17 protein-coding genes are annotated in these 20,936 nt (G+C 67.3%); 9 read left to right on the forward strand and 8 right to left on the reverse strand.

The window, feature by feature from the left end:
• Nucleotides 1–51: 51 nt before the first annotated feature.
• From AC1DQJ_RS14845 to glsA, 3 genes are all read left to right on the forward strand, one after another.
• A complete protein-coding gene (locus AC1DQJ_RS14845) occupies nucleotides 52–876 on the forward strand; it encodes a transglycosylase SLT domain-containing protein (RefSeq protein WP_477604615.1) in 825 nt (274 codons plus the stop codon).
• Nucleotides 877–1,170: 294 nt separating this feature from the next.
• Nucleotides 1,171–2,406, forward strand: coding sequence for a DcaP family trimeric outer membrane transporter (locus AC1DQJ_RS14850; RefSeq protein WP_477604617.1), 1,236 nt, complete (start codon nucleotides 1,171–1,173; stop codon nucleotides 2,404–2,406).
• 23 nt (nucleotides 2,407–2,429) lie between these two features.
• Nucleotides 2,430–3,467, forward strand: a complete 1,038-nt coding sequence (gene glsA / locus AC1DQJ_RS14855; RefSeq protein WP_477604619.1) for a glutaminase A — start codon at nucleotides 2,430–2,432, stop codon at nucleotides 3,465–3,467.
• A 46-nt stretch (nucleotides 3,468–3,513) separates the two neighbouring features.
• On the opposite strand, the gene AC1DQJ_RS14860 is transcribed toward glsA, so the two are convergent.
• The 4 genes from AC1DQJ_RS14860 to AC1DQJ_RS14875 form a co-directional block, all read right to left on the reverse strand.
• A complete protein-coding gene (locus AC1DQJ_RS14860; protein WP_477604621.1) occupies nucleotides 3,514–4,677 on the reverse strand; it encodes an amidohydrolase family protein in 1,164 nt (387 codons plus the stop codon).
• Nucleotides 4,678–4,812: 135 nt separating this feature from the next.
• The gene (gene coaD / locus AC1DQJ_RS14865; protein WP_477604623.1) at nucleotides 4,813–5,328 is read right to left on the reverse strand and encodes a pantetheine-phosphate adenylyltransferase; all 516 of its coding nucleotides are present in this window, start codon (nucleotides 5,326–5,328) and stop codon (nucleotides 4,813–4,815) included.
• Between the two features lie 2 nt (nucleotides 5,329–5,330).
• Nucleotides 5,331–6,527, reverse strand: coding sequence for a CaiB/BaiF CoA transferase family protein (locus AC1DQJ_RS14870; protein ID WP_477604625.1), 1,197 nt, complete (start codon nucleotides 6,525–6,527; stop codon nucleotides 5,331–5,333).
• Nucleotides 6,528–6,604: 77 nt separating this feature from the next.
• A complete protein-coding gene (locus AC1DQJ_RS14875) occupies nucleotides 6,605–8,413 on the reverse strand; it encodes a hybrid sensor histidine kinase/response regulator (protein ID WP_477604627.1) in 1,809 nt (602 codons plus the stop codon).
• Nucleotides 8,414–8,566: 153 nt separating this feature from the next.
• Here AC1DQJ_RS14875 and spbR point away from each other — a divergent pair, with 153 nt between their 5' ends.
• The gene (gene spbR, locus AC1DQJ_RS14880) at nucleotides 8,567–9,715 is read left to right on the forward strand and encodes a SpbR family protein (RefSeq protein ID WP_477604629.1); all 1,149 of its coding nucleotides are present in this window, start codon (nucleotides 8,567–8,569) and stop codon (nucleotides 9,713–9,715) included.
• A gap of 48 nt (nucleotides 9,716–9,763) precedes the next feature.
• A complete protein-coding gene (locus AC1DQJ_RS14885) occupies nucleotides 9,764–10,537 on the forward strand; it encodes an NUDIX hydrolase (RefSeq protein WP_477604631.1) in 774 nt (257 codons plus the stop codon).
• 3 nt (nucleotides 10,538–10,540) lie between these two features.
• On the opposite strand, the gene AC1DQJ_RS14890 is transcribed toward AC1DQJ_RS14885, so the two are convergent.
• The 3 genes from AC1DQJ_RS14890 to AC1DQJ_RS14900 form a co-directional block, all read right to left on the reverse strand.
• Nucleotides 10,541–11,011 (reverse strand): Hpt domain-containing protein, encoded by a 471-nt coding sequence (locus tag AC1DQJ_RS14890; RefSeq protein ID WP_477604632.1) that lies wholly within the window; start codon nucleotides 11,009–11,011, stop codon nucleotides 10,541–10,543.
• Between the two features lie 75 nt (nucleotides 11,012–11,086).
• Nucleotides 11,087–11,869, reverse strand: a complete 783-nt coding sequence (locus tag AC1DQJ_RS14895) for an NAD kinase (protein ID WP_477604634.1) — start codon at nucleotides 11,867–11,869, stop codon at nucleotides 11,087–11,089.
• 33 nt (nucleotides 11,870–11,902) lie between these two features.
• Nucleotides 11,903–13,018, reverse strand: coding sequence for a DUF2336 domain-containing protein (locus AC1DQJ_RS14900; protein WP_477604770.1), 1,116 nt, complete (start codon nucleotides 13,016–13,018; stop codon nucleotides 11,903–11,905).
• 106 nt (nucleotides 13,019–13,124) lie between these two features.
• On the opposite strand from AC1DQJ_RS14900, the gene glpK reads away from it, so the two are divergent.
• Complete coding sequence (gene glpK / locus AC1DQJ_RS14905) at nucleotides 13,125–14,624, forward strand: glycerol kinase GlpK (RefSeq protein WP_477604636.1); 1,500 nt, start codon at nucleotides 13,125–13,127, stop codon at nucleotides 14,622–14,624.
• A 6-nt stretch (nucleotides 14,625–14,630) separates the two neighbouring features.
• Here the strand turns inward: glpK and AC1DQJ_RS14910 are convergent, their stop codons facing one another.
• On the reverse strand, nucleotides 14,631–15,197 hold the full coding sequence (locus AC1DQJ_RS14910; protein ID WP_477604772.1) for a CHRD domain-containing protein: 567 nt from the start codon (nucleotides 15,195–15,197) through the stop codon (nucleotides 14,631–14,633).
• A 275-nt stretch (nucleotides 15,198–15,472) separates the two neighbouring features.
• On the opposite strand from AC1DQJ_RS14910, the gene AC1DQJ_RS14915 reads away from it, so the two are divergent.
• The 3 genes from AC1DQJ_RS14915 (at nucleotide 15,473) to AC1DQJ_RS14925 (ending at nucleotide 20,870) form a co-directional block, all read left to right on the forward strand.
• A complete protein-coding gene (locus AC1DQJ_RS14915; protein ID WP_477604638.1) occupies nucleotides 15,473–16,243 on the forward strand; it encodes a class II aldolase/adducin family protein in 771 nt (256 codons plus the stop codon).
• Nucleotides 16,244–16,494: 251 nt separating this feature from the next.
• Nucleotides 16,495–17,709 (forward strand): efflux RND transporter periplasmic adaptor subunit, encoded by a 1,215-nt coding sequence (locus AC1DQJ_RS14920; protein ID WP_477604640.1) that lies wholly within the window; start codon nucleotides 16,495–16,497, stop codon nucleotides 17,707–17,709.
• Nucleotides 17,709–20,870 (forward strand): efflux RND transporter permease subunit, encoded by a 3,162-nt coding sequence (locus AC1DQJ_RS14925; RefSeq protein ID WP_477604774.1) that lies wholly within the window; start codon nucleotides 17,709–17,711, stop codon nucleotides 20,868–20,870. The genes AC1DQJ_RS14920 and AC1DQJ_RS14925 overlap by 1 nt, the downstream gene beginning before the upstream one ends.
• The last annotated feature ends 66 nt before the right edge of the window (nucleotides 20,871–20,936 follow it).

The following is a 20,936-nucleotide window of genomic DNA, read 5'->3' on the forward strand; positions in this document are numbered from 1 at the left end:
CGGAAGAACATGGTTAGCGACGCGTTAACTATGTGAGGCGACATCTGGGCCATGTCGATCCAGGGAATCAGGGGAGTCGTGGAGGCCGCAATCCAGCGGGCCTCCAACGCCACGGGCGTCGACTTCACGTTCCTGATGCGCACCGCGCACCGCGAGAGCGGTTATGATCCCAAGGCCAAGGCGCAGTCCTCGTCGGCGGCGGGCCTGTTCCAGTTCGTTGAGCAGACCTGGCTTTCGACACTCAAGCAGCACGGGGCCAAGTACGGTTACGCCCGCTATGCCGAGCTGATCACCAAGGGCGCAGACGGCCGCTATCACGTGGCCGGGGCGGAGGCCCGCAAGGCGGTGATGGATCTGAGGCTGGATCCGCACGCGGCCTCGCTGATGGCCGGGGAACTGACCTCCGACCACGCCTCATATCTTCGTGGCCGAGTAGGACGCGCGCCGACCGCGGGCGAGCTCTACGCGGCTCACTTCCTCGGACCGCAGGGCTCGGCCAAGCTGATCGAGGCGGTGCGCAGCCAGCCCGGCGCCAGCGCCGCCGGCCTGTTTCCGGACGCCGCCAACGCCAACCGCTCGATCTTCTATCGCGACGGCCGGGCGGCGACGGTGGCGGAGGTCTACGCCAACCTGACCAAGGGCGGCTCCGGCGCCGGCGCGCCGGCCGCGGCGCCCGCACCCAAGGAAAGCGCCTTCGTGCAGTACGCCTCGGCCCGCCAGCAGGCGCTGCAGAAGAGCCAGGACGCCATGATCGACCTGATCCTGCGCGGCTCCAAAGCCGAGGACGACGCCAGCTCCGGCGCCCGGATGACTGGCTCGATGTTCACCAGCGAGATGCTGCGCGTGCTGTCCGAAGCTCGCGACAAGGCGAGCTAAGCGGCAGGCCTTACAGCGACCAGCCTCCGTCGATTGGAGCCGGTCAGGGTGGCCGGGCTCGGCGCAGGCCAGCGCCGCCAGACTAGCCCATTGGTAATAACCCCGGTGTGCTGGACTGACTGAAATTGCGTGACGATCAGGAGGAATTTGCGTCCGAGCATCAGGGTTTTCCGCGACCCCGCATCAGGCTTTTCCTGATCAAGCCCTAGGCGTCGCCTGTATGTCCAAGCCCCAGCTTCAAAAATACACCTCTAGCAAAGCAAGGGCGCTCGGCGCTCGGGGAAGAGGTGGCATATGACACGCAACAGACGCCGGCTGCAGGTGCGGCTCCTGGTGGGGACATCTGCGGTCTGCTTGTTGGCGGCCGGCGCCGCCCAAGCCGAACCCTCTTTCGAAGTTTACGGCTTTGCCCAGGTCGACTACGTCCAGGACTTCAAGCGCGTCGACCCTGCCTGGGACGCGACCCTGCGACCGTCGAAGATTCCGACGGAGGACGGCGTATTCGGCGACGACGGCCAGAGCGTCATCAGCGTCCGGCAATCGCGGCTCGGCGTTCGCGCCAATCAGCCGGTAGGCGACCATGACTTGTTCGTCCGCTTTGAGTTCGACCTCTACGGCGTCGGCGGCGACGCCGGCCAAACCACGTTCCGCCTACGCCACGTCTACGGCGAGTGGGGCCCGGTCCTGGCGGGGCAGACGAACAGCCTCTTCATGGACGGCGACACCTTTCCCAATACGGTCGACTACTGGGGTCCGAACGGCATGGTGTTTCTGCGAAACCCGCAGATCCGCTACACCTACAAGACCGACTCGAACCAGTTCGCGATCGCCATCGAACAGCCGGGCAACGACATCGACCCCGGCAACGTCCGACTGATCGACTCTGATATCGCGTCAGGCCTGCAGGGCGATGAGGAACTTCCGGACCTGACCGCCCACTGGCGCCATAACGGCGACTGGGGGCACGTGCAGATCGCCGGCATCGCGCGGCGTGTCGGCTTCGAAACCGCCGGAACCCCCAACAACGAACCTTCGGACAGCAAGTTTGGCTGGGGCATCAACCTCTCCTCGAACATCAAGCTGTTCGAGAAGGACGTCATCCATCTGAGCGCGGTCTACGGCGAAGGCATCGCCAGCTACATGAACGACGGGGGAACCGATCTCGCCCCCGAAGCCGACGAGCTCGGAGCGCCTCCGACGCCGGGCGTGCCGAACCAGGGGCTTCGCGGCGACGTCGTGCCGCTGTTCGGGGTGATGGCCTACTACGACCACTACTGGAACGAAGAGTGGAGTTCCTCGATCGGCTATAGCCGCGTCCAGGTCGATAACACCAACTTCCAAGAAGATTCAGCTTTCCAGACCGCCCAGTATGCGTCGGCGAACCTGCTCTACACGCCCTCTGACAAGATATTGATGGGCGGTGAGTTCCTGTGGGGCACCCGCGAAGACAAGGACGGGGAAGAAGGCGAGGATTACCGCCTGCAGGTCACGTTCAAGTACAATTTCTCCAGCAAAGACTTCATCAAATAATCGACGCCCCAGGGAGCGATCCGATGCCCCAAGTCAACGCCTCTCGCCGGGATCTCGCCAGAGGTCTGGCGCTATTCGGCATCGCCGGTTCCGCCGGCCTGGCCGCGGGCCCGGCGCTCGCGCAGGCCAGCACCTCGGCCGACGCCGCCGTCAAATCCGCGTACGACGCCTACAAGGGCCTCAACGAGGGCAAGAACGCCGACTACATCCCCGCGCTGGCCAAGGTGCCGTCCAACTATTTCGGCATCGCGCTGGCGACCCCGCAGGGCAAGATGTCGACGGCTGGGGATATCGAGCCGAAATTCTCGATCCAGTCGATCTCCAAGGTCTTCACCATGGCGCTGGTGTTCCAGCAGTCGGGTGAGGCGCTGGTCGAGAACTCGGTGGGCGTCGATGCGACGGGTCAGGTGTTCAACTCAATCGTCGCGGTCGAGCAGTTCCGCGGCAAGGAGATGAACCCGCTGGTCAACCCAGGCGCCATCGCCACCATGGGCATGGTCAAGGGTTCCAACCCCGACGACATCTGGGCCAAGGTCATCGGCATTCACAGCGACTTCGCCGGCCGTCAACTCGACGTCGACCAGGAAGTCTACAAGTCAGAGTCCGACACCAACCAGCGCAACCGCGCGATCAGCATGCTGATGTCGGCTTATGAGCGCTTCCCTGGCGACCCCGCCGTCGCGGTGGACCTCTACACGCGAGCCTGTTCGATCGCGGTCAACGCCAAGGACCTGGGCAACATGGCGGTCACCCTGGCCAACGGCGGCCGCAACCCGATCACCCGCAAGCAGGTCATCGACCCGCGGCTTGTGCCGGGCATCCTGGCCGTGATGGCCACCGCCGGACTCTATGACGACAGCGGCAAGTGGCTGTTCCACACCGGCCTGCCGGCCAAGAGCGGCGTCGGCGGCGGCCTGATCGCCGTGTCGCCGGGCAAGTTCGGGATCGGCACCTTCGCGCCGCCACTGGACGCCGCCGGCAACAGCGTTCGCGGCCAGCGCGCCATTACGGCGATCTCCAACGCGCTGGGCGGGAATCCCTTCGCTTCTCAGCCAGTCTGAACCCCTCAGTCGCGCGCGTTGAAGAGCCGCCCCTGGCGTTAATCCGCTAGGGGCGGCAGATTTTTGGGGCGGTGTAGTCGAGGTTCAGCAGCCGGAAGTAGTTTTCACCCAGCGCGATGTTGCGGAACGCCTCGTCGTTCAGACGCCTGTTCACCCGGCTCGTGATCTCCAATTCCTTCCAGTACTGGTCGAAGGTCTTGTTGCTGGCCGCGACGAAGTCCGAGCCGTTCAGGATGCGGGTCGGATAGGCGTTGAAGAAATCAATGAATTCCTGCCCGTACTGGTAGTACGAGTTGAAAATGACGTCCCACGAGATGTCGAGCATCAGGTTCGGATAGGTGTCCAGGGCCTTCTTCATGATCGCGATGTGCAGCTTGGGATCCATGTGGGTCAGCTCCTTGGAGAGCCCCATGTGCGCCCAGACGATTTTGTTGTTCGGATAGCTCTTCAGCACGTGCTGCATCAGCGGCACGAACTTGGTCGGCTCGGCGTCGTTTCCCAGGTCCGCATGCAGGGTGAGCGGAATGCCGCGCTCCTGGAGCACCTTCATGAACGGCGCCCAGCGGTCGATGCTCTCGATCGTGGCCGGCTCGAAATTGTTCTTCAGCAGGGCCTGCTTCATGACGTTGGCCTCGCCGGTCCACTTGAACATTCCGGGAAACTCTTTGTCGTAGAGCTTGATGGTCTCGATGGCGTCGTCCGGGTGGGCGAGGTCGACGAAGGTCATCGACAGGGTGATGTGGACGTTGTCGTGCGGGTAGGTTTTCACCTGCACGCCGTTGACGAAGTCGTTCTTGATGCTCGGCAGGGCCGAGGTCCCCGGACAGTCGAGGTAGTAGGTGCAGTCGCTGGCCATATCGAGCGACTGGCCGATCCCCATGTAGGTGACGAAGCGGACGCCGGCCTTGTCGAAGTACCCGAACAGAGTGGCCGGCTCGATGGCCTGGCCGCCGAACGGCCGCGGATGGAAGTGGGCGTCGGAGACGCCGGTGTAGGGCTCGGTCGCGCGGTCGAAGCACTGCTGGTTGGCGTTCGACTTGGCGAACGAGGCGAGGCTTCGCTTGAAAACCGGCACAGGCGGCGTCGGTTCGGGTTTCGGAACGACGGTCGGCTGCGGTTCACGCGCGGCGCTGGGCTGGGCCAGGCCCGTGAAGCCGACGCTCATGGCGGCGACCGCGCCGAGGGTCAGAAACGCGCGCGTATTCGCCATGGCCAGCTTCCTGTGTTGCAGGGGCGGGACCGCAACCGGAGAGTTCCGGCCCCCGCTCAGCAAAGGGCAGGGGCAAACGACATCGATATCGGGTGGATACCCCAACTGGCGTGAGCATTGGCCTGGAACGGCGGCCTAGGCTCCGAACTTGCGCCGCAGAGCGTCTTCCACGCTGGGGGTGACCAGCCAGGAGACGTCCTCGTGCAGAGCGGCGAGTTCGCGCGCCGTGCTCGAGCTGACGTGCAGGAAGGTCTCGTGGCAGATGATGTGGATCATCGGGATCGACGGTTCGAGCCGCCCGAAGACGCCGTGATAGCGGAACTCGTCGTCGAAGTCGGAGAACTGGCGCAGGCCGCGCACGACGTGGGTGGCGCCGATGCGACGCGCGTATTTGATGACGCTCTCGCCGGCGAAGGAGCCGACCTCCACCTGTTCAGGGAACGCGCCGGCGGGATCCAGTTCCGTCACGGACCGGCGGATCAGGTCGAGCCGTTCGTCCACCTCGAATAGGCCCGTCTTCAGCGGGTTGACGCCCACCGCGACGTGGACCTGGTCGAAGGTCTTCAGCGCCTTCTGGATGATGTCGAGGTGGCCGCGGGTGATCGGATCGAAAGAGCCTGCATAGAGGGCTCGGGTCTGCGCAGGTTTCATCGCTACACCGCCGCGCCGGCGCTCAGCATCGCTTCGATCTGGTCGGGCGAATAGCCGATCTCGGCCAGCACCTCGCGGGTGTGTTGTCCGAGGCCAGGGGCGGCCGGGCGCACGAGCGCGTCCGCGCCGGGAAAGCGAGCCGGGGCGGCGGGGGAGCGATAGGTTCCGCCCTGGCCGTCCTCGACCTCCAGCAGGGCGCCGGCTGCGGCCACTTGCGGGTCCGCGGCGACCTGGGCGGGGGTCTGCACCGGGGCCCAGACCAGGTCCGCCTCGTCGAGGCGACGGGCGATCTCGGCGAAGTCGAGCGCCGTGAAGGCGGCGTCGAACTCCTGGACCAGGGCGGCGCTGTTCTCGCGGCGCACGCGGCCGGTGCGGAAGCGCTCGTCGGCCGGCAGGTCCTCGCGCCCGAAGGTCTTGCACAGCAGCTGCCAGTCGTTGCTGGCGCCGCGGGGGTTGAGGACGAACCAGTGGCCGTCGCGGCTGCGGTAGAAGTTGGCCAGCGGGTCGAACGGCGCGCTGCGCGGCCGGTTCGAGGCGAGTTTGCCGAATGCCAGTTGCACCGCCAGGTCGGACCCGACGGCGTAGACCCCGGTCGCCAGCAGCGAGGTCTGCACCGCGCGGCCGACCCCGGTCTTCTCACGCTCATAGAGGGCCGCGAGGATCGCCGAGACGGTCGCCAGCGAGGTCATGTGGTCGCCGACCCCGGTGCGCAGGATGAACGGGTCCGCGCCCTTCGGCGCGTGCATGTGCGCGACGCCGGCGCGCGACCAGAAGGCGGTGACGTCGAAGCCGGGCTTGCCGGCGTCGGGGCCTTCCAGGCCATAGCCGGTGACCATGGTGTAGACCAGCCGCGGGTTGGCCGCCCGCAGGGTCGCCTCGTCGAGGCCGGCGCGCTTGAGCGCCGCGGGGCGGACATTGGTCAGGAAGACGTCCGCCTGGGCGGCGAGGCGGGCCAGGGCTTCGCGGCCCTCGTCCTTGGAGATGTCGAGCACCACGGCGCGCTTGCCGCGGTTGTCGAGGCAGAAGGTCGGGTTGGTGGTGATCTCGCCCTTGGCGTCGCCGAACACATGGCGCATCGGATCGCCTTCCGGCCGCTCGACCTTGATCACCTCCGCGCCCCAGTCGGCCAGGATGCCGCCGGCCCCCGGCGCAGCGATGTAGGAGGCGAACTCGACGACCTTCAGACCCTGCAGCAGCACCAGGCGCTCCTCCCGTTGTTTTGAGAAGCATAGTGGAGCCGCCGGTCGTCGGCCTCAAGGCCGCGCGTGGAAGCGGCCTAGCCGAACGCTTGGGCGGGGCTGTCGTCGCGCTCGACGGCGACCGCGTCGGCCACCGCGCGGGCGACGGCGGTGACGCTGACCGGCTTGCGAAGCACGGCGTCGGCGCCGGCCAGGCTGCATTCCCGGGCCTCGTCAGCGTCGCCGCCGATCACCGCGACGATCGGCGCCCGCGCCATGTCGGTGTCGAGATTGCGGATGGCGGCGATGGTCGCTGGGCCGTCGAGGTTGGGCATCCGTCCATCGATCATCAGCAGGTCGAACTCGCAGACCTTGGCCAGATCGACAGCTCGGCGGCCGTCGATGGCGTGCACGACCTGGTGGCCAAGCTGTTCGATCACGGCCCGCAGCATGGCGGCGTTGAGGGCGTCGTCCTCGGCGATCAGCACCCGCAGGCGGCGCGGCCCGGCGGCGGCGGCCGAGCTGGCGGCTTCGACGGGCTGGTCCAGCTCGCGTTCCGGCTGGACGTCCCTGTCGAAGGGCAGTTCCAGGCGGAAGCAGGACCCGACGCCGACGGCGCTGTGGGCCAGGAGTTCACCGCCCATCAGGCGGGCGAGCTGGCGCGAGAGCGAAAGCCCCAGTCCCGCGCCGGAGGTGCCGGCGCTGGTGCGGGCGATGCGGTTGAAGGGCTCGAAGGCCTGTTCGAGTTCCTCGGGCGAGAGGCCCGGGCCGGTGTCGGCCAGTTCGACGGCCAGGCGGCCGGAGGGCGCGAGTTCGATGCGGGCCTCCACGCGGCCTCGCAACGTGAACTTCAGAGCGTTGCCGAGCAGGTTGGCGAGGATCTGGCGGGCGCGGTGCGCGTCGGCGACGGCTGCGCCGCGATCCATGGCCGCCAGTTCGCTGGAGACGTGGAGGGTGAGCTCCAGGCCCTTGGCGGCGGCGTTGGGGCGGTTCAGCAGCACCAGGTCGCGGACCAGGGCGACGGCGTCGAACGGGTGGGTGTCGACCTCGAGCCGGCCGGCCTCGGCGGTCTCGGAGTCGAGCGTGGTGTTGAGGACGGCGATCAGGTCGTTGGCCGCGTCGAGGGCCGCCGAGAGCTGTTCGCGGGACGGGGCTGAGCGACCGTTGTGGCCGACCGCGGAGGCCAGCACGTGAGCCACGCCGGTCAGGCCGTTGCGGATCTCGTGGCTGAGGGTGGCGACCAGGTCGGACTTCGATTGGGCGAGCTGGCGCGCCGCCTCCATGCGGCCGGCGCGTTCGGCGATCAGTACTTCGCGTTCGGCGGCCAGGGCGAACTGGCGGCGCAGGATGCGGTTGAGGATCAGCGCCAGGGCCAGCGCCAGGGCCAGGGCGCCCGAGGCCATGTTGGCGGTCTTGGTCTCATCCGAGCGACCGAGCAGGAAGAAGAGCGGAGCGGCGGCCGTCGCAAAGCCGACGATCAGCAGGCTCGGCAGCCAAGGGGCTGTGAAGAAGATGATGATGGCCGCGGCGGCCACCGAGATCATCATCAGGATGTCGCGGGCCGGGCCCGCGCTGTCGGCGAAGGCCGCGATTTGCGCCACGGCCAGGGTCCAGACCAGGCCGCCGGCAATATGGAGGTGGCCGCGGCGGCGAATGTCGAGGGCCGAATCCGGCCGCTTCATCCAGTTCACCACAGCGTAGAAGACGCCCCAGGCCGCGGCGAAGATCGCGAAGCTGCCGGTCATCCAAACGGCGTTGGGCGCATAGGAGCCGGCCCACACGTAGAGCGGCAGGCTGACCGCGAATGCGGCCAGGGCGTAGGGCAGCAGCGAGGTCTGGGTGTCGAGCGCCTGCTGGGTGACCGACAATCCGCCGCGAGGCTCCAAACTATCGGTCGTAGGCAGCATCAAACGTGTTCCTCGGGGATAGCCTGGGAGCTTATCTGGACAGTGTTGGCGAGAGGTTACGCGGCGCTGGAAAAGCACAGGTTTTAGGCAACCGTTCATTAAGCTTAACCGTCGACTATCAAACGCGAGGAACTCCGATTTGGGGCAGGGGCTATGGCGACCACGCGTGCGGCGCTGACGGACAACGACATCCGTGCGCTGGTGAGGGGGGCGACCCCTGACGAGCGCGCGGCCGCGGCCCAGAAGATCTGCCGCCGGCTCGACGGAGCGACGCTGTCCGACGAGGACAGGGCGCGGGCCCAGGACATCCTGCGAGTGATGGCGCAGGACGCGGCCGAAGTGGTGCGGCGGGCGCTGGCTGTGACCTTGAAGGTCTCGCCGCTGGTGCCTCACGACGTCGCCCTGAAGCTGGCCCAAGACGTCGAGAGCGTCAGCCTGCCGATCCTCGGCGGCTCGCCGGCCTTTACCGACGCCGACCTAGTGGAGATCGTCAGGCTTGGCGAACCGGTGCGGCAGGTGGTGATCGCCAAGCGGCCGGCGGTCTCGCTGGCGGTGACCGCGGCCCTGGCCGAACACGGCGCCGAGCGGGCGGTGGAAGCAGCCTGCGCCAATGACAACGCCGATTTCGCCGAGCCGTCGCTGCAGGTGGTGGTCGATCGCTTCGAGGCCTCTGAGCGGGTGCTGGCGGCAGTGGCCTATCGCAACGCCTTGCCGCTCTCGGTGACCGAACGGCTGGTCAAGATGGTCAGCGAGCAGGTCCGCGACCACCTGCTGAACCACCACCAGATCTCGTCCGAGCTGGCGCTGGAGATCGCCATGGGCGCCCATGAACGGGCGACCCTCGACCTGGTGGACCAGGCCGGGCGGACCAACGACGTTCGCGGCTTTGTCGGTCACTTGCACCGCAACGACCGGCTGACCGCCTCGCTGTTGCTGCGGGCGTTGGCTCAGGGCCACATGACCTTCCTGGAGTGGGGGCTGGCCGAGCTCGCCAGCGTGCCTCACCACCGGACCTGGCTGATGATCCACGACGCGGGGGATCTGGGGCTCAAGGCGATCTACGACCGCGCCGGTCTGCCGGCCCGCCTCTATGGCGCCTTCCGAGCCGGGGTCGACACCTACCACTCCATGGAATTCGACGGGGGGCTGCGCGACCACGAGCGCTTCCAGGAGCGGATGCTGCAGCGGTTCCTGACCCAGCCCGAGGTGGTCGGCCGCGAGGACGTCGATTACCTGCTTGAGAAGATGGACTCCGTGTCGGGCGCGGCGCGAGAGTCCTGCGGCGTCGCGGTGCGGGCCTGACCTAGCGTCATACTTGCGTGGCCGGCGTCAGGCTCCCAAGCTGGCGTCATGACCTCGCAAGACATCAAGCCGGCAGCCACCATCCTGCTGCTGCGCGACGACCCGGAATTCGAAGTGCTGATGGTCAAGCGCCACCATCAGATCGACTTCGCCTCCGGCGCGCTGGTGTTTCCGGGCGGCAAGAGCCACGCCGGAGACCATGATCCAGCCTGGGCTGAGCGGGCGCTGGGGTTCGGAGATTACGACGCCGAGCAGCGCGGACTACGGATCGCGGCGATCCGCGAGGTGTTCGAGGAAGCCGGCATCCTGCTGGGCGTGCGCGACGACGGTTCGCCCATCGGCGGCGAGTCCGCGCCATTGGAGGTCCGCGCCAAGGTCGACGCCGGTGAACTCGCCTTCCTTGATGTCGTGCGTGAGCTGGGCGTGTCTATCGATTTGAATGCGCTGACGATTTTTGCGCGCTGGATCACCCCGCCGCTAACGCCGAAGCGGTTCGACACCTGGTTCTACGCAGCGGTCGCGCCTGACGATCAGCTGGCCGCCTGCGATGGGCGCGAGACGGTCGACGCCGAATGGATTTCGCCAAAGGAAGTGCTGCGCCTGGCGCTGGCCGGCGAGCGCAAGGTGATCTTCCCGACGCGAATGAACGTGCAGTTGCTGGCCGAGGCTGCGAGCGCCGACGACTGTGTGGCGCGGGCCAATGATCGGATGTTGGTGACGGTTGAGCCGCAGATCCAGGACCGGCCGGGCGGCAAGGTCCTGGTGCTGCCGCCGGACGCCGGCTACGGCGTGGTCGAGGAGCCGCTGTCGAACGTGATGTAGCGCTTAGGCCGCCGCGGCGACCTTGCGCTCAAGTTCCTCGATGAGGATGCGGCCGACCGGATGCTCGTCGGTCTTGATGTCGTCGCGGACCGCCGCCTTGATGGCGTCGATGTGCGCGTCGACCAGCGCGAGCGAGACGGACAAGCGCTTGTCCTTGTCGTCGATCAGGCGGCACAGCGAGGCGCCGATGCGGGTGATCAGCGGGAATTCATAGGTCGTGCCCAGGCCCTTCAGGTCGTGGGCGCGCAGGTAGAGGCTTTCCATGGTCTCGGCGGTGACGCCTTCGTCGCGCACGCGCTGGCGGGCGCCATCGAGCTTGACCACTTCATCGGAAAGCCATTGGGCGAAGTTGCCGGACAGGCTCTTCAGAGCCGCTTCGGCCTTGGCAATGGCGCTCGGATCGATCGCGCCGAAACGGCCGCCGACCTTCAGGCGAAGACTGGGGGGCTGAATGACCGGATTTTGCTGGCTCATAACGCGCCTCCTAGGACAACGCCCGGACGATATGCGCCATGCGTTAACAACGGATGAGCCGGGAAGTCGCCGAATTCAAACGGAAAACTGCTCAGCTAGCACCCGCTCCTCAAGGCTGCGCCCTGCGTCGAACAGCATGTGCAGCGCGACGTCGCGGTTCTCGGCGATCTGGACCGCGACCACGTCGCGGACCTCGAAGTTGTCGGCCACTGCGCTGACCGGGCGCTTGTCGGCCTCGAGGATCTCGAAGGTGACCTTGGCGGTGTGGGCCAGCAGCGCCCCGCGCCAGCGGCGCGGCCGAAAGGCGCTGATCGGGGTCAGGGCCAGGATCTTGGCGTCGAGCGGGATGATCGGGCCGTGGGCTGAGAGGTTGTAGGCGGTCGAGCCGGCCGGTGTAGCCACCAGAGCCCCGTCGCAGGACAACTCGCCCAGCCGGACCTTGCCGTCGATGGAGATGCGGAGCCTGGCGGTTTGACGCGTTTGGCGCAGAAGCGAGACTTCGTTGATCGCCAGAGCCTCGTGCCGCCGGCCGGAGGCGTCGATGGCGACCATGGACAGCGGATGGATGACCGCCTGCTCGGCGGCGTTGATCCGTTCGAGCAGCGCGTCCTCGCTGTACTCGTTCATCAGGAACCCAACCGAACCGCGGTTCATGCCGTAGATCGGCCGACCGCTCTTGAGGTTCTCGTGCAGGGTCTCGAGCATGAAGCCGTCGCCGCCCAGGGCGACGATCACCTGGGCGTCTTCCTCGCTGGCCTCGCCATAGCGGCCGACCAGCAGGTGGCGGGCGTCCTGCGCCTCAGGGCGGTCGCTGGCCGCGAAGGCGAGACGGGTCACGAAAGGCTCAGGCTTGAACATGCGCGGGCAGAAGTCCCGGAAACGGGCGGGCCGTCAACCGGGCTTTAGGGCCTGGCGGAAGGCGGCTCCGGCTATGTGAGCCTCAAATGGACCGAAGGCGCCGCTGGCCCGGCGCGCGCCTTCCTGGCCGCCGCCGGGGAGACCGCCGTTCAAGTCGCGGACCATTTCCAGGATGCTCGGAAAGACGCTGCGATCGATGCCGACGGCCGCGCAGGCGAGCGCCAGCAGTTCCGGCCGGTCGGAGTCCACGGCCCGCCGCACGTGGCTTGGCTCGAAGCGGCCAAGGGTCGCCAGGCTGAGGAGGAACAGGCCAAGACGGCCTTCCTTGAGAGCCCGGATCAGATAGCCGGGGCGCAGCTGGCCGGCGGCCTCGAGCTTGTCGACAAGCCGCTGTTCCATCTCCTCGCGCCGATGCTCGCGCGCCTTGATCTCGGCCGGTGTCTGCTCGCAGGTCCCGCCATGCGCCTCGCGCACCGAGGCGGCGAGCGCGCCGTCCAGCTCGGCAGGGTCGAGGCGGAAGCGGGCGGCGATGGATAGCCGAAGCGCCTGTCCAACCCAGAGGTAGAGGCCGCGGGCCAACTCGTCGTTCAGGCCGGGATGGCGGGCGAGGGGAGAGCGCAGGGCCGCAATCTTCTGTGATGCCTGCACCAGAACGGCGAGATCGCCCTCGTCAATGGCGGCGGTCGGATTGTCGGCCAGGGCGGTCAGCACCGCAGGCTCGCTCTGCCGAAGGATCGCGGCGACCACCGGCCGGCCGATGTTGGGACGGCGGGCGACCTCGATCTGATGTTCGATCGTCGCCTCGACGAGCAGACGCACCAGGGCTCGATCATCCAGCACCGGGCTGGAGGCGATGACCGGGCGGGCGATCTCGATGTCGTCCAGGGCCAGTACGTTGATCAGGGCCGGAGGCGCCCAGGGGGCGCGGGCCAGCTTTTCCGCCAGGCGGCGGCGGATGTCGCGCTCGGCCTCGACGACCAGGCTCATGAAGATCGAGTTGAGCAGCGCCTGGGCCGGTTCGCTGGACATCATGCCGGCGGCGCTCTCGCCCGCATCGCACAGGTCGACGATCGCCAGCAACAGACGTTCGCGGTCGGCCGGCGCACGGCTGCGCGCCAGGTCCAGTAACTCGTCGGTCGTGGTCGCCACGCTCAAGAGCTTCTCCGCGAAGGGACCGCAAATCTGCGCCCCGCGGATGAAAACATGGTTACAACCTGCTGACCATGTGGGGCGACTCGCGCCTCGGGAGGGGTGCATGGCTGAGCCGCTGATCTTGACCCTGGACCAGGGCACCACCTCGACGCGCGCCATCCTGTTCGACGCCAAGGGCGCGCCGCTGGCCCAGGCCGGCCGACCGCTGGAGCAGTTCTATCCGGACGACGGCTGGGTTGAGCACGACGCCGAGGAAATCTTCGAAGCCTCGGTCGCCGTGCTGCGCGAGGCGGTCGAGAAGGCCGGGCGCTCGATGGCAGAGGTGACGGCCATCGGCGTCACCAACCAGCGCGAGACGGTGGTGGTCTGGGACAAGGCCACCGGCAAGCCGATCCATCGGGCCATCGTCTGGCAGGACCGCCGCACGGCTGCGACCTGCGAGCGGCTTCGCGCCGCCGGCAAGGAGCCGCAGGTCACCGAGATCACCGGCCTGCTGTTGGACCCGTATTTCTCGGGGACCAAAGTCGCCTGGATATTGGGAGCCGTAGAGGGCGCGCGAGAACGCGCTCTGGCGGGTGAACTTCTGGTCGGCACCATGGACACCTGGGTGATCTGGAAGCTGACCGGCGGGGCTGTGCACGCCACCGACGCGACCAACGCCTCCCGCACCCTGTTGTTCGACATCAAGGCCCAGGCCTGGTCCGCCGACATGCTCGAGATGTTGGAGGTGCCTGCGCCGATGTTGCCGCGGGTGCTGGACTGCGCGGACGACTATGGCTCCACCGCGCCTGAACTGCTTGGCCATGCGGTGCCGATCCGCGGCGTGGCCGGCGATCAGCAGGCGGCGCTGATGGGCCAGGGCTGCGTGCGCGCCGGGGAAATGAAGGCCACCTACGGCACGGGCTGCTTCATGCTGGTCAACACTGGCGAGCACTTGGCGCCGTCGCGCTCACGGCTGCTGACCACGGTCGCGGCGCGGCTCAAGGGCCGCACCACCTATGCGCTGGAAGGCTCGATTTTCATCGCCGGGGCGGCCCTCCAATGGGTCAATGAAGGCCTGAAGGTCGAGGGAGGCGGCGCTGGCGTCGAGAAGCTCGCGCAGACGGCCCGGGACGATCACGGCGTGGTGCTGGTGCCGGCCTTTACCGGACTTGGCGCGCCCTGGTGGGACGCCAACGCCCGCGGCGCGCTGTTCGGCATGACCCGCGACACCGGCCTGGCCGAGATCGCCCAGGCGGCGTTCGACGCCTGCGCCCTGCAGACCCGCGACCTGATCGAGGCGATGCGGGCCGACGCGCCCGGCGCCTTCGGCCGCGAGGTCGAGTTGCGGATCGACGGCGGCATGTCGCGCAGCGCCTGGTTCAGCCAGCGACTGGCCGATCTGACCGGGATCGCCGTGGGGCGGGCCAGCTACTTGGAAACCACTGCGCTGGGCGCGGCCCTGTTCGCGGGCCTGGGCGCTGGGGTCTACGCCACCGTCGAGGAGGCGATCGCCGCCCGGCCCACGACCGAGCGGATGGAGCCGTCGCTCAACACGCACGATCGCGAGGCGGCCTATGCCCGCTGGCTGGATGCGGTCGCCCGGGTGCGGACCAGCGCCTAGGCAGCGCTATGCGGGCAGCAGCCGCCGCCGACTACGGACGGCGACGCCGACCAAGGCGAAGCCGGTGATCATTAGCGCCCAGGTGGCCGGCTCAGGCACCGCCGAGAAATTGCCGCGGATTTCGCCGGCCGGGAAGACTGCCGTGTGGATGTTCAGATAGGCCCTGCCTGATCCGAGACCGCCAACCAGCGCGGCGAAGGCCTGGGCAACGCCGCCCTGCGCGGTGACGAAGGCCGGGTTGTAGCTGCTGGCCAGGGTCATATCGAAGGTCTGCAGGTAAGTCCCGCTAGTCACCCCGGTGGGAAAACCGGGAAAGGTCGGAACTCCCGTGGCGACGCCCGCATTGGCCGGCAGCGTGGCGCAGCAGTGAATGTGCGCGACCGTGGTGGGGTTCGTCATGTTCTGGAACGCGACGTCCAACGTCATGTTGGTCCCGTCGATCGTCACGAGGGCCGTACCGGTGCCGGTGGTGGCGTTGGGCGGGTTCTCGTTCGAGCCTAGAAGAGTGGCCTTGTAGAAGGTGGCCGCCTCGGCCGATCCCGCGAGCAGGAGGCTTGCAGCCAAGGCGAGCATTTTGATGCTGGTTTGGGACACGATGACACTCCGCTTCGCAACGAGGAATTTCCAGGGCGCCCGTCGTTCCGCTTAGGGGACAGGCGCCAACTCAGGAACTGACTGCGTGATGCGCGGAGAGTTATTGTTCTTGTTAATGGTTTTCCGCCCCTCGGAGGGGGAAGTCAATTAACCAGGCCGATAATGAACTCGCCCAGCACGGCGCTTGACGCTGGCGGCGCCGGGCGCGACTCTGCGGCCCAACGAGATATCAGAACACTTGAAGGGAGACCGCTATGGCCGATGGTTCGCTCGCGGGCGTCAATTCGCTGAAGGGCAAGGTCAGCGCCGAGGAGTGGCAAGCGCGCGTCGACCTCGCGGCGCTCTACCGGCTGGTGGCGCTCTATGGTTGGGATGACGCGATCTACACCCATATCTCGGCCCGCCTGCCGGGACCCGAACATCAGTTCCTGATCAACCCGTACGGCATGTACTTCGGCGAGATCACCGCTTCTTCGCTGGTGAAGATCGACCTGGAGGGCAACATCCTCCAGGAGACGCCGTATTTCATCAATCCGGCGGGCTTCACGATCCACTCGGCCATCCATGCCGCGCGGGAAGACGCCCACTTCGTCATGCACCTGCACACCGACCAGGGCGTGGCCGTGGCGGCGCAGAAGGAGGGGCTACTGCCGCTCTCGCAGCATGCGCTGATCGTGCGCACCCAGCTGGCCTATCATGACTATGAGGGCATCGCCCTGAACCTCGACGAGCGCGAGCGCCTCGTGGCCGACATCGGCGACAAGAAGATGATGCTGCTGCGCAACCACGGCACCCTGACCGTGGGCGAAACCGCCGCCGACTGCTGGATCAACATGTTCTACCTGGAGCGGGCCTGCAAACAGCAGGTGATGGCCCTGTCGGCTGGCCGTGAGAACGTCCTCTTCGCCCCCGAGGCGGCGCAGGACGAGGTGAAGTCCCAGCTGGCCCGCGGCCTGGGCGGCAAGCTGGCCTGGCCGGGCGCCCTGCGGCAACTTGACCGGGCGCTCCCCGGCTACGACAGCTAGAGTCAATATCAAGGATTGGTATGACGGGCGCTCGTTCAACGGGCGCCCGTTTTGTTTGCGGGAACTGTCCAATACGCTTTCGCGGCCGGCGATGAGTGTCGTCGCTGGGCATATCGGCGCTCTATTTCAGGACCGACACGCAAAGCCATCGTTCTGTCACTGGACGGCGCCTATGTCGTCGCCATAAGACCCGCTTCGATTCATTTGTTTTCCAACTCCACTCTGGAGTTAGGCCCAGGAGTTTCCGCGACTTGTTACGACGCCACTTTTTCCTCGTCGGCGCGATTGTGATCCTGGCCCTGATGGTGGTCGCGGGCGGCTGGAAGCTGACCCTGGGCAAGAAAGACGCTCATGGAGGCCCCGGCGGCGCCATGGCCGCACAGAAGGGCCCGGGCGGTCCCGGCGGCGGCGGTCGCCCTGGCGGCGGCAGAGGCGGAATGGGCGGCATGGGCGGTCCGACGCCGGTCTCGCTGGTCGGCGCCCAGTCGAAGGTCTTCACCGACGCCATCGACGTGATCGGGGTGGCCAAGGGCCGCAAGTCCGTAACGCTCAGCGCCGCGGCGACCCAGCTGGTCGACGAGGTCCATTTCAGCGACGGGCAGTTCGTGCCCAAGGGCGCTGTGCTGGTCGAACTGAAGTCCACCGAACAGTCGGCCGGCTTGGCGCAGGCGCAGGCGCGACTGGTGCAGGCGCAGCGTGACTTCGATCGCTGGAAGCAGCTGGCCGCGCAGGGGTTCGCCTCCAAGACCGCACTCGACCAGCGCGAGGCGACGTATCTGGCCGCCAAGGCAGATGTGGACGCGGCCCGGGCGCGAGAGGCGGACCGCACCATTCGCGCGCCGTTCGCCGGTGTCGTCGGTCTGTCGGACATCACGGCCGGCGCCTTGATCAATCCAGGCGCGCCGGTCGTCACCCTCGACGACGTCTCGGCCGTGCGGGTCGATTTCGAGATTCCGGATCGCTACCTGGCGTCGGTCCGCGAAGGCCAGCCGATCGTGGCCCGCGTCGACGCCTACCCGGGCGAAGCGATCAACGGGAAGATCCAGAAGCTCGACACGCGGATCGACGAACGCACCCGCGCCATCACCGCGCGGGCCGAATTTCCCAATCCCGGCGGCAAGCTGAAGCCGGGCATGATGATGCGCATCGCCATCGCCCGCGGCCAGCGCCAGGTGGTGGCCGTTCCTGAGGCCGCAGTGTCGGTCCAAGGCGACTCCGCCTTCGTCTATGTGCTGAAGCGCGAGGGCGAGCAGACCAAGACCGAACAGCGTCCGGTCTTGACCGGCGTGCGTCAGGACGGTCTGGTTGAGATCCGCGATGGACTACAATCTGGCGAACAGGTCGTGGCGGACGGACTGAACAAGATCCAACCCGGCCAGCCGGTGCGGGTGCAGGCGAGCCAAGGCCCGCGTGAGGCCGAGGCCGGCCTTCAGCCAGGAGCGCGCGGCGCGCGGCCCGGCGCATGATGCTGTCGGATATCTCGGTCCGCCGGCCCGTTTTCGCCGCGGTCGCGGCGATCATTCTCTGCGTGGTCGGTCTGGCGGCGTTCGCCTCGCTGACGGTGCGCGAGCTGCCCAGCGTCGACCCGCCGGTGGTGTCGATCTCCACCACCTATCGCGGCGCCTCCGCCGAGGTCGTGGAAGAGCGGATCACCGAGGTGATCGAGCGCCAGATCTCCGGCATCCAGGGTATCGATCGCGTCAACTCTTCGTCGCGCGACGGCCGTTCGAACATCAACATCTCCTTCCGGCTCGATCGGGACCTGGATGATGCGGCCAACGACGTCCGTGACGCGGTCAGCCGCGTGGCGGCCAACCTGCCGCTGCAGGCGGACCCGCCGCAGATCGCCAAGGCGACCGCCGATGGTTCGCCGATCATGTTCGTCTCGTTTGCGTCGACGAACCTGAACCGGCTGCAGCTATCCGACTACGCCCAGCGCTATCTGGTCGAGCGGTTCTCGACGATCCCGGGCGTGGCTCAGGTGAATGTCGGCGGCAGCCAGCTCTACTCGATGCGCATCTGGCTCGATCCGGACGCCATGGCGGCTCGCGGCGTGACCGTCGACGACGTCGAGACCGCGCTGAACAGCCAGAACCTCGAGCTTCCGGCGGGCTCGCTGGAAGCCAAGGACAAGGACTTCACCATCCGCGTCGCTCGCGGCTACTCGACGCCCGCGCAGTTCGCCGAGCTGCCGGTGACGCCGTCCGGCGCGCGCACCGTCGCGGCCACCGGCAACGCGACCCAAAGCTATGTCACCCGTCTTGGCGACATCGCCCGCGTGGAGGAGGGGCCAGACGAGCCGCGCCGCAGCTTCCGGTCCAACGGCCGCGATCAAGTCGGCATCGCCATCACCCGCCAGTCCCAGGCCAATGACCTGGAGATCTCCAAGGGCGTCCGCGACCTGCTGCCGGAACTGAACAAGTCGCTGCCCAAGGGCACGTCGCTGGAGGTGGCGGTCGACTACACCGTCTTCACCGCGCACGCGATCCAGGAAGTCTGGATCACGATGGGCATTTCCCTGGCCCTGGTGGCGCTGGTCAACTTCATCTTCCTGGGCACTTGGCGCGCGGCGCTGATCCCCTCGGTCGTCGCTCCGATCTGCATCCTCTCGACCTTCATCGTCCTGGCCCCGCTTGGCTTCTCGCTCAACCTGCTGACCCTGCTGGCCCTGGTGCTGGCGATCGGCCTGGTGGTCGACGACGCGATCGTGGTGGTCGAGAACATTCAGCGCCGCATCGACGACGGCGAGCCGGCGATCGTCGCCGCCCAGCGCGGGGCGCGGCAGGTGTTCTTCGCCGTGGTCGCCACGACCATCGTGCTGATCTCGGTGTTCGCGCCGCTGATGTTCCTGCCTGGCTATATCGGCCGGCTGTTCGTCGAGCTGGCGGTGGCCATCGCCGCCGCCGTGGCCTTCTCGGCCCTGCTGGCGCTCAGCCTCTCGCCGATGCTGGCCTCCAAACTGCTGCGGCCGGCGCATGGCGAGGGCTTCATCGCCCGCAATGTCGATCGCGGCATGGACAATCTGCGCTCGTCCTATCACGCCTCGCTGGAGTGGCTGCTGGGCCGGCGCAGCGCGACTATCGCCACCGGCGCATTGGTCGCCGTGCTGGCGGTCGGTGCGGGCGGTCTCTTCACGGTGCTTCCGCGCGAGTTGGTGCCGGAGGAAGACCGCGGCCGGGTCGACATCAATATTATCGGGCCGGAAGGCGCGGGCTACGACTACACCCAGAAGGCGGTGAAGCAGGTCGAGGCCCGGCTGCAGGAGCTGCTGAAAGAAGGCGTCACCACCCGCTACATCATCGGCGTGCCGCGGTTCGGCGGCACCCAGTTCAACAGCGGCTTCGGCAACACCACCTTGGGGCCTGACGCCAAGATCACGTCCAACGACCTGGCCGCCGAGCTCAATCGCGAACTGTCGTCGATCACCTCGGTGCGCGCCATCGCCTCGGTGCGGCCCGCCTTCCAGCGCGGCGGCGGCGGCGGTGGCGGCGGCAACAGCGTCGACGTCATCGCAGTCGGCGACGACTACGGGCAGATCGCCGCCTGGATCAAACCGCTGCTGACCGCGGCGGAGGGAAATCCCGGCCTGTCCCGGGCGCGGCTGGACTATGAACCCACCAGCCCGCGCGTGCTGGTCAGCATCGACCGCGACAAGGCCGCGACCCTGGGCGTTTCCGCCCAGGCGGTCGGTCGTGCGCTGGAGAGCAACTTCGGCACCCGCCGGGTGACGACCTACATCAAGAACGGCCAGGAGTACGATGTCCTCCTGCAGACCGATCGCGACAAGCGCCAGACCGAGCAGGACATCGGCAATCTCTATGTCCGGGCGAACTCGGGCCAGCTGATCCCTCTCTCGACACTGGTCACCACCGAGATCCGTGGGGACACCCCGGACCGTGCGCGGGTCGACCGCCTGCGGTCTGTCACCCTCACAGCCCAGCTCAATCCCGGTTACCCGGTCGGCGACGCGGTGAAGTTCTTCGAGAGCGAAATCGCCAAGCTGCCTCCTGGTCCGCAGGTGAAATGGGGCAGCATGGCCCGCGACTACCTGGAAGCGGGCAACGCCGTGGGCCTGGCGTTCGGCATGGCTCTGCTGCTGGTGTTCCTGGTGCTGGCCGCCCAGTTCGAAAGCTGGATTCACCCGGGCGTGATCATGCTGACCGTGCCGGTGGCGGCGCTGGGCGGGCTGTTCGGCCTGCTGATCGCAGGCTCGACCATCAATACCTATAGTCAGATCGGCCTGATCATCCTGATCGGGATCGCGGCCAAGAACGGCATTCTGATCGTCGAGTTCGCCAACCAGTTGCGCGACGAAGGGCTGTCGATCCGCGAGGCAGTGATCGAAAGCGCCTCGCTGCGCCTGCGTCCGATCATCATGACTTCTATCTCGGCCGCGGCCGGCGCCATCCCGCTGATCCTGTGGGGCGGGGCCGGCGGCGCCAGCCGCAAGACCATCGGCGTGGTCATCTTCTTCGGGGCCATCTTCTCGACCCTGCTGACCCTGTTCATCGTGCCGGTGTTCTACAACATGCTGGCTCGGTTCACGAAGTCGCCGCAGGCCACCGCCCGCCGCATCGAGGCCTTCGAAGAGGCCGAACAGGCCCGGGCCGCCAACGCCGCCGAATAGGCGAGACGTCTATCTCACAAACGAAAAAGCCTCCCCCAGCGGGGGAGGCGAGTTGTCGGGGTGGCG

The sequence above is a fragment of the Phenylobacterium sp. P4_E10 genome (assembly GCF_056401675.1).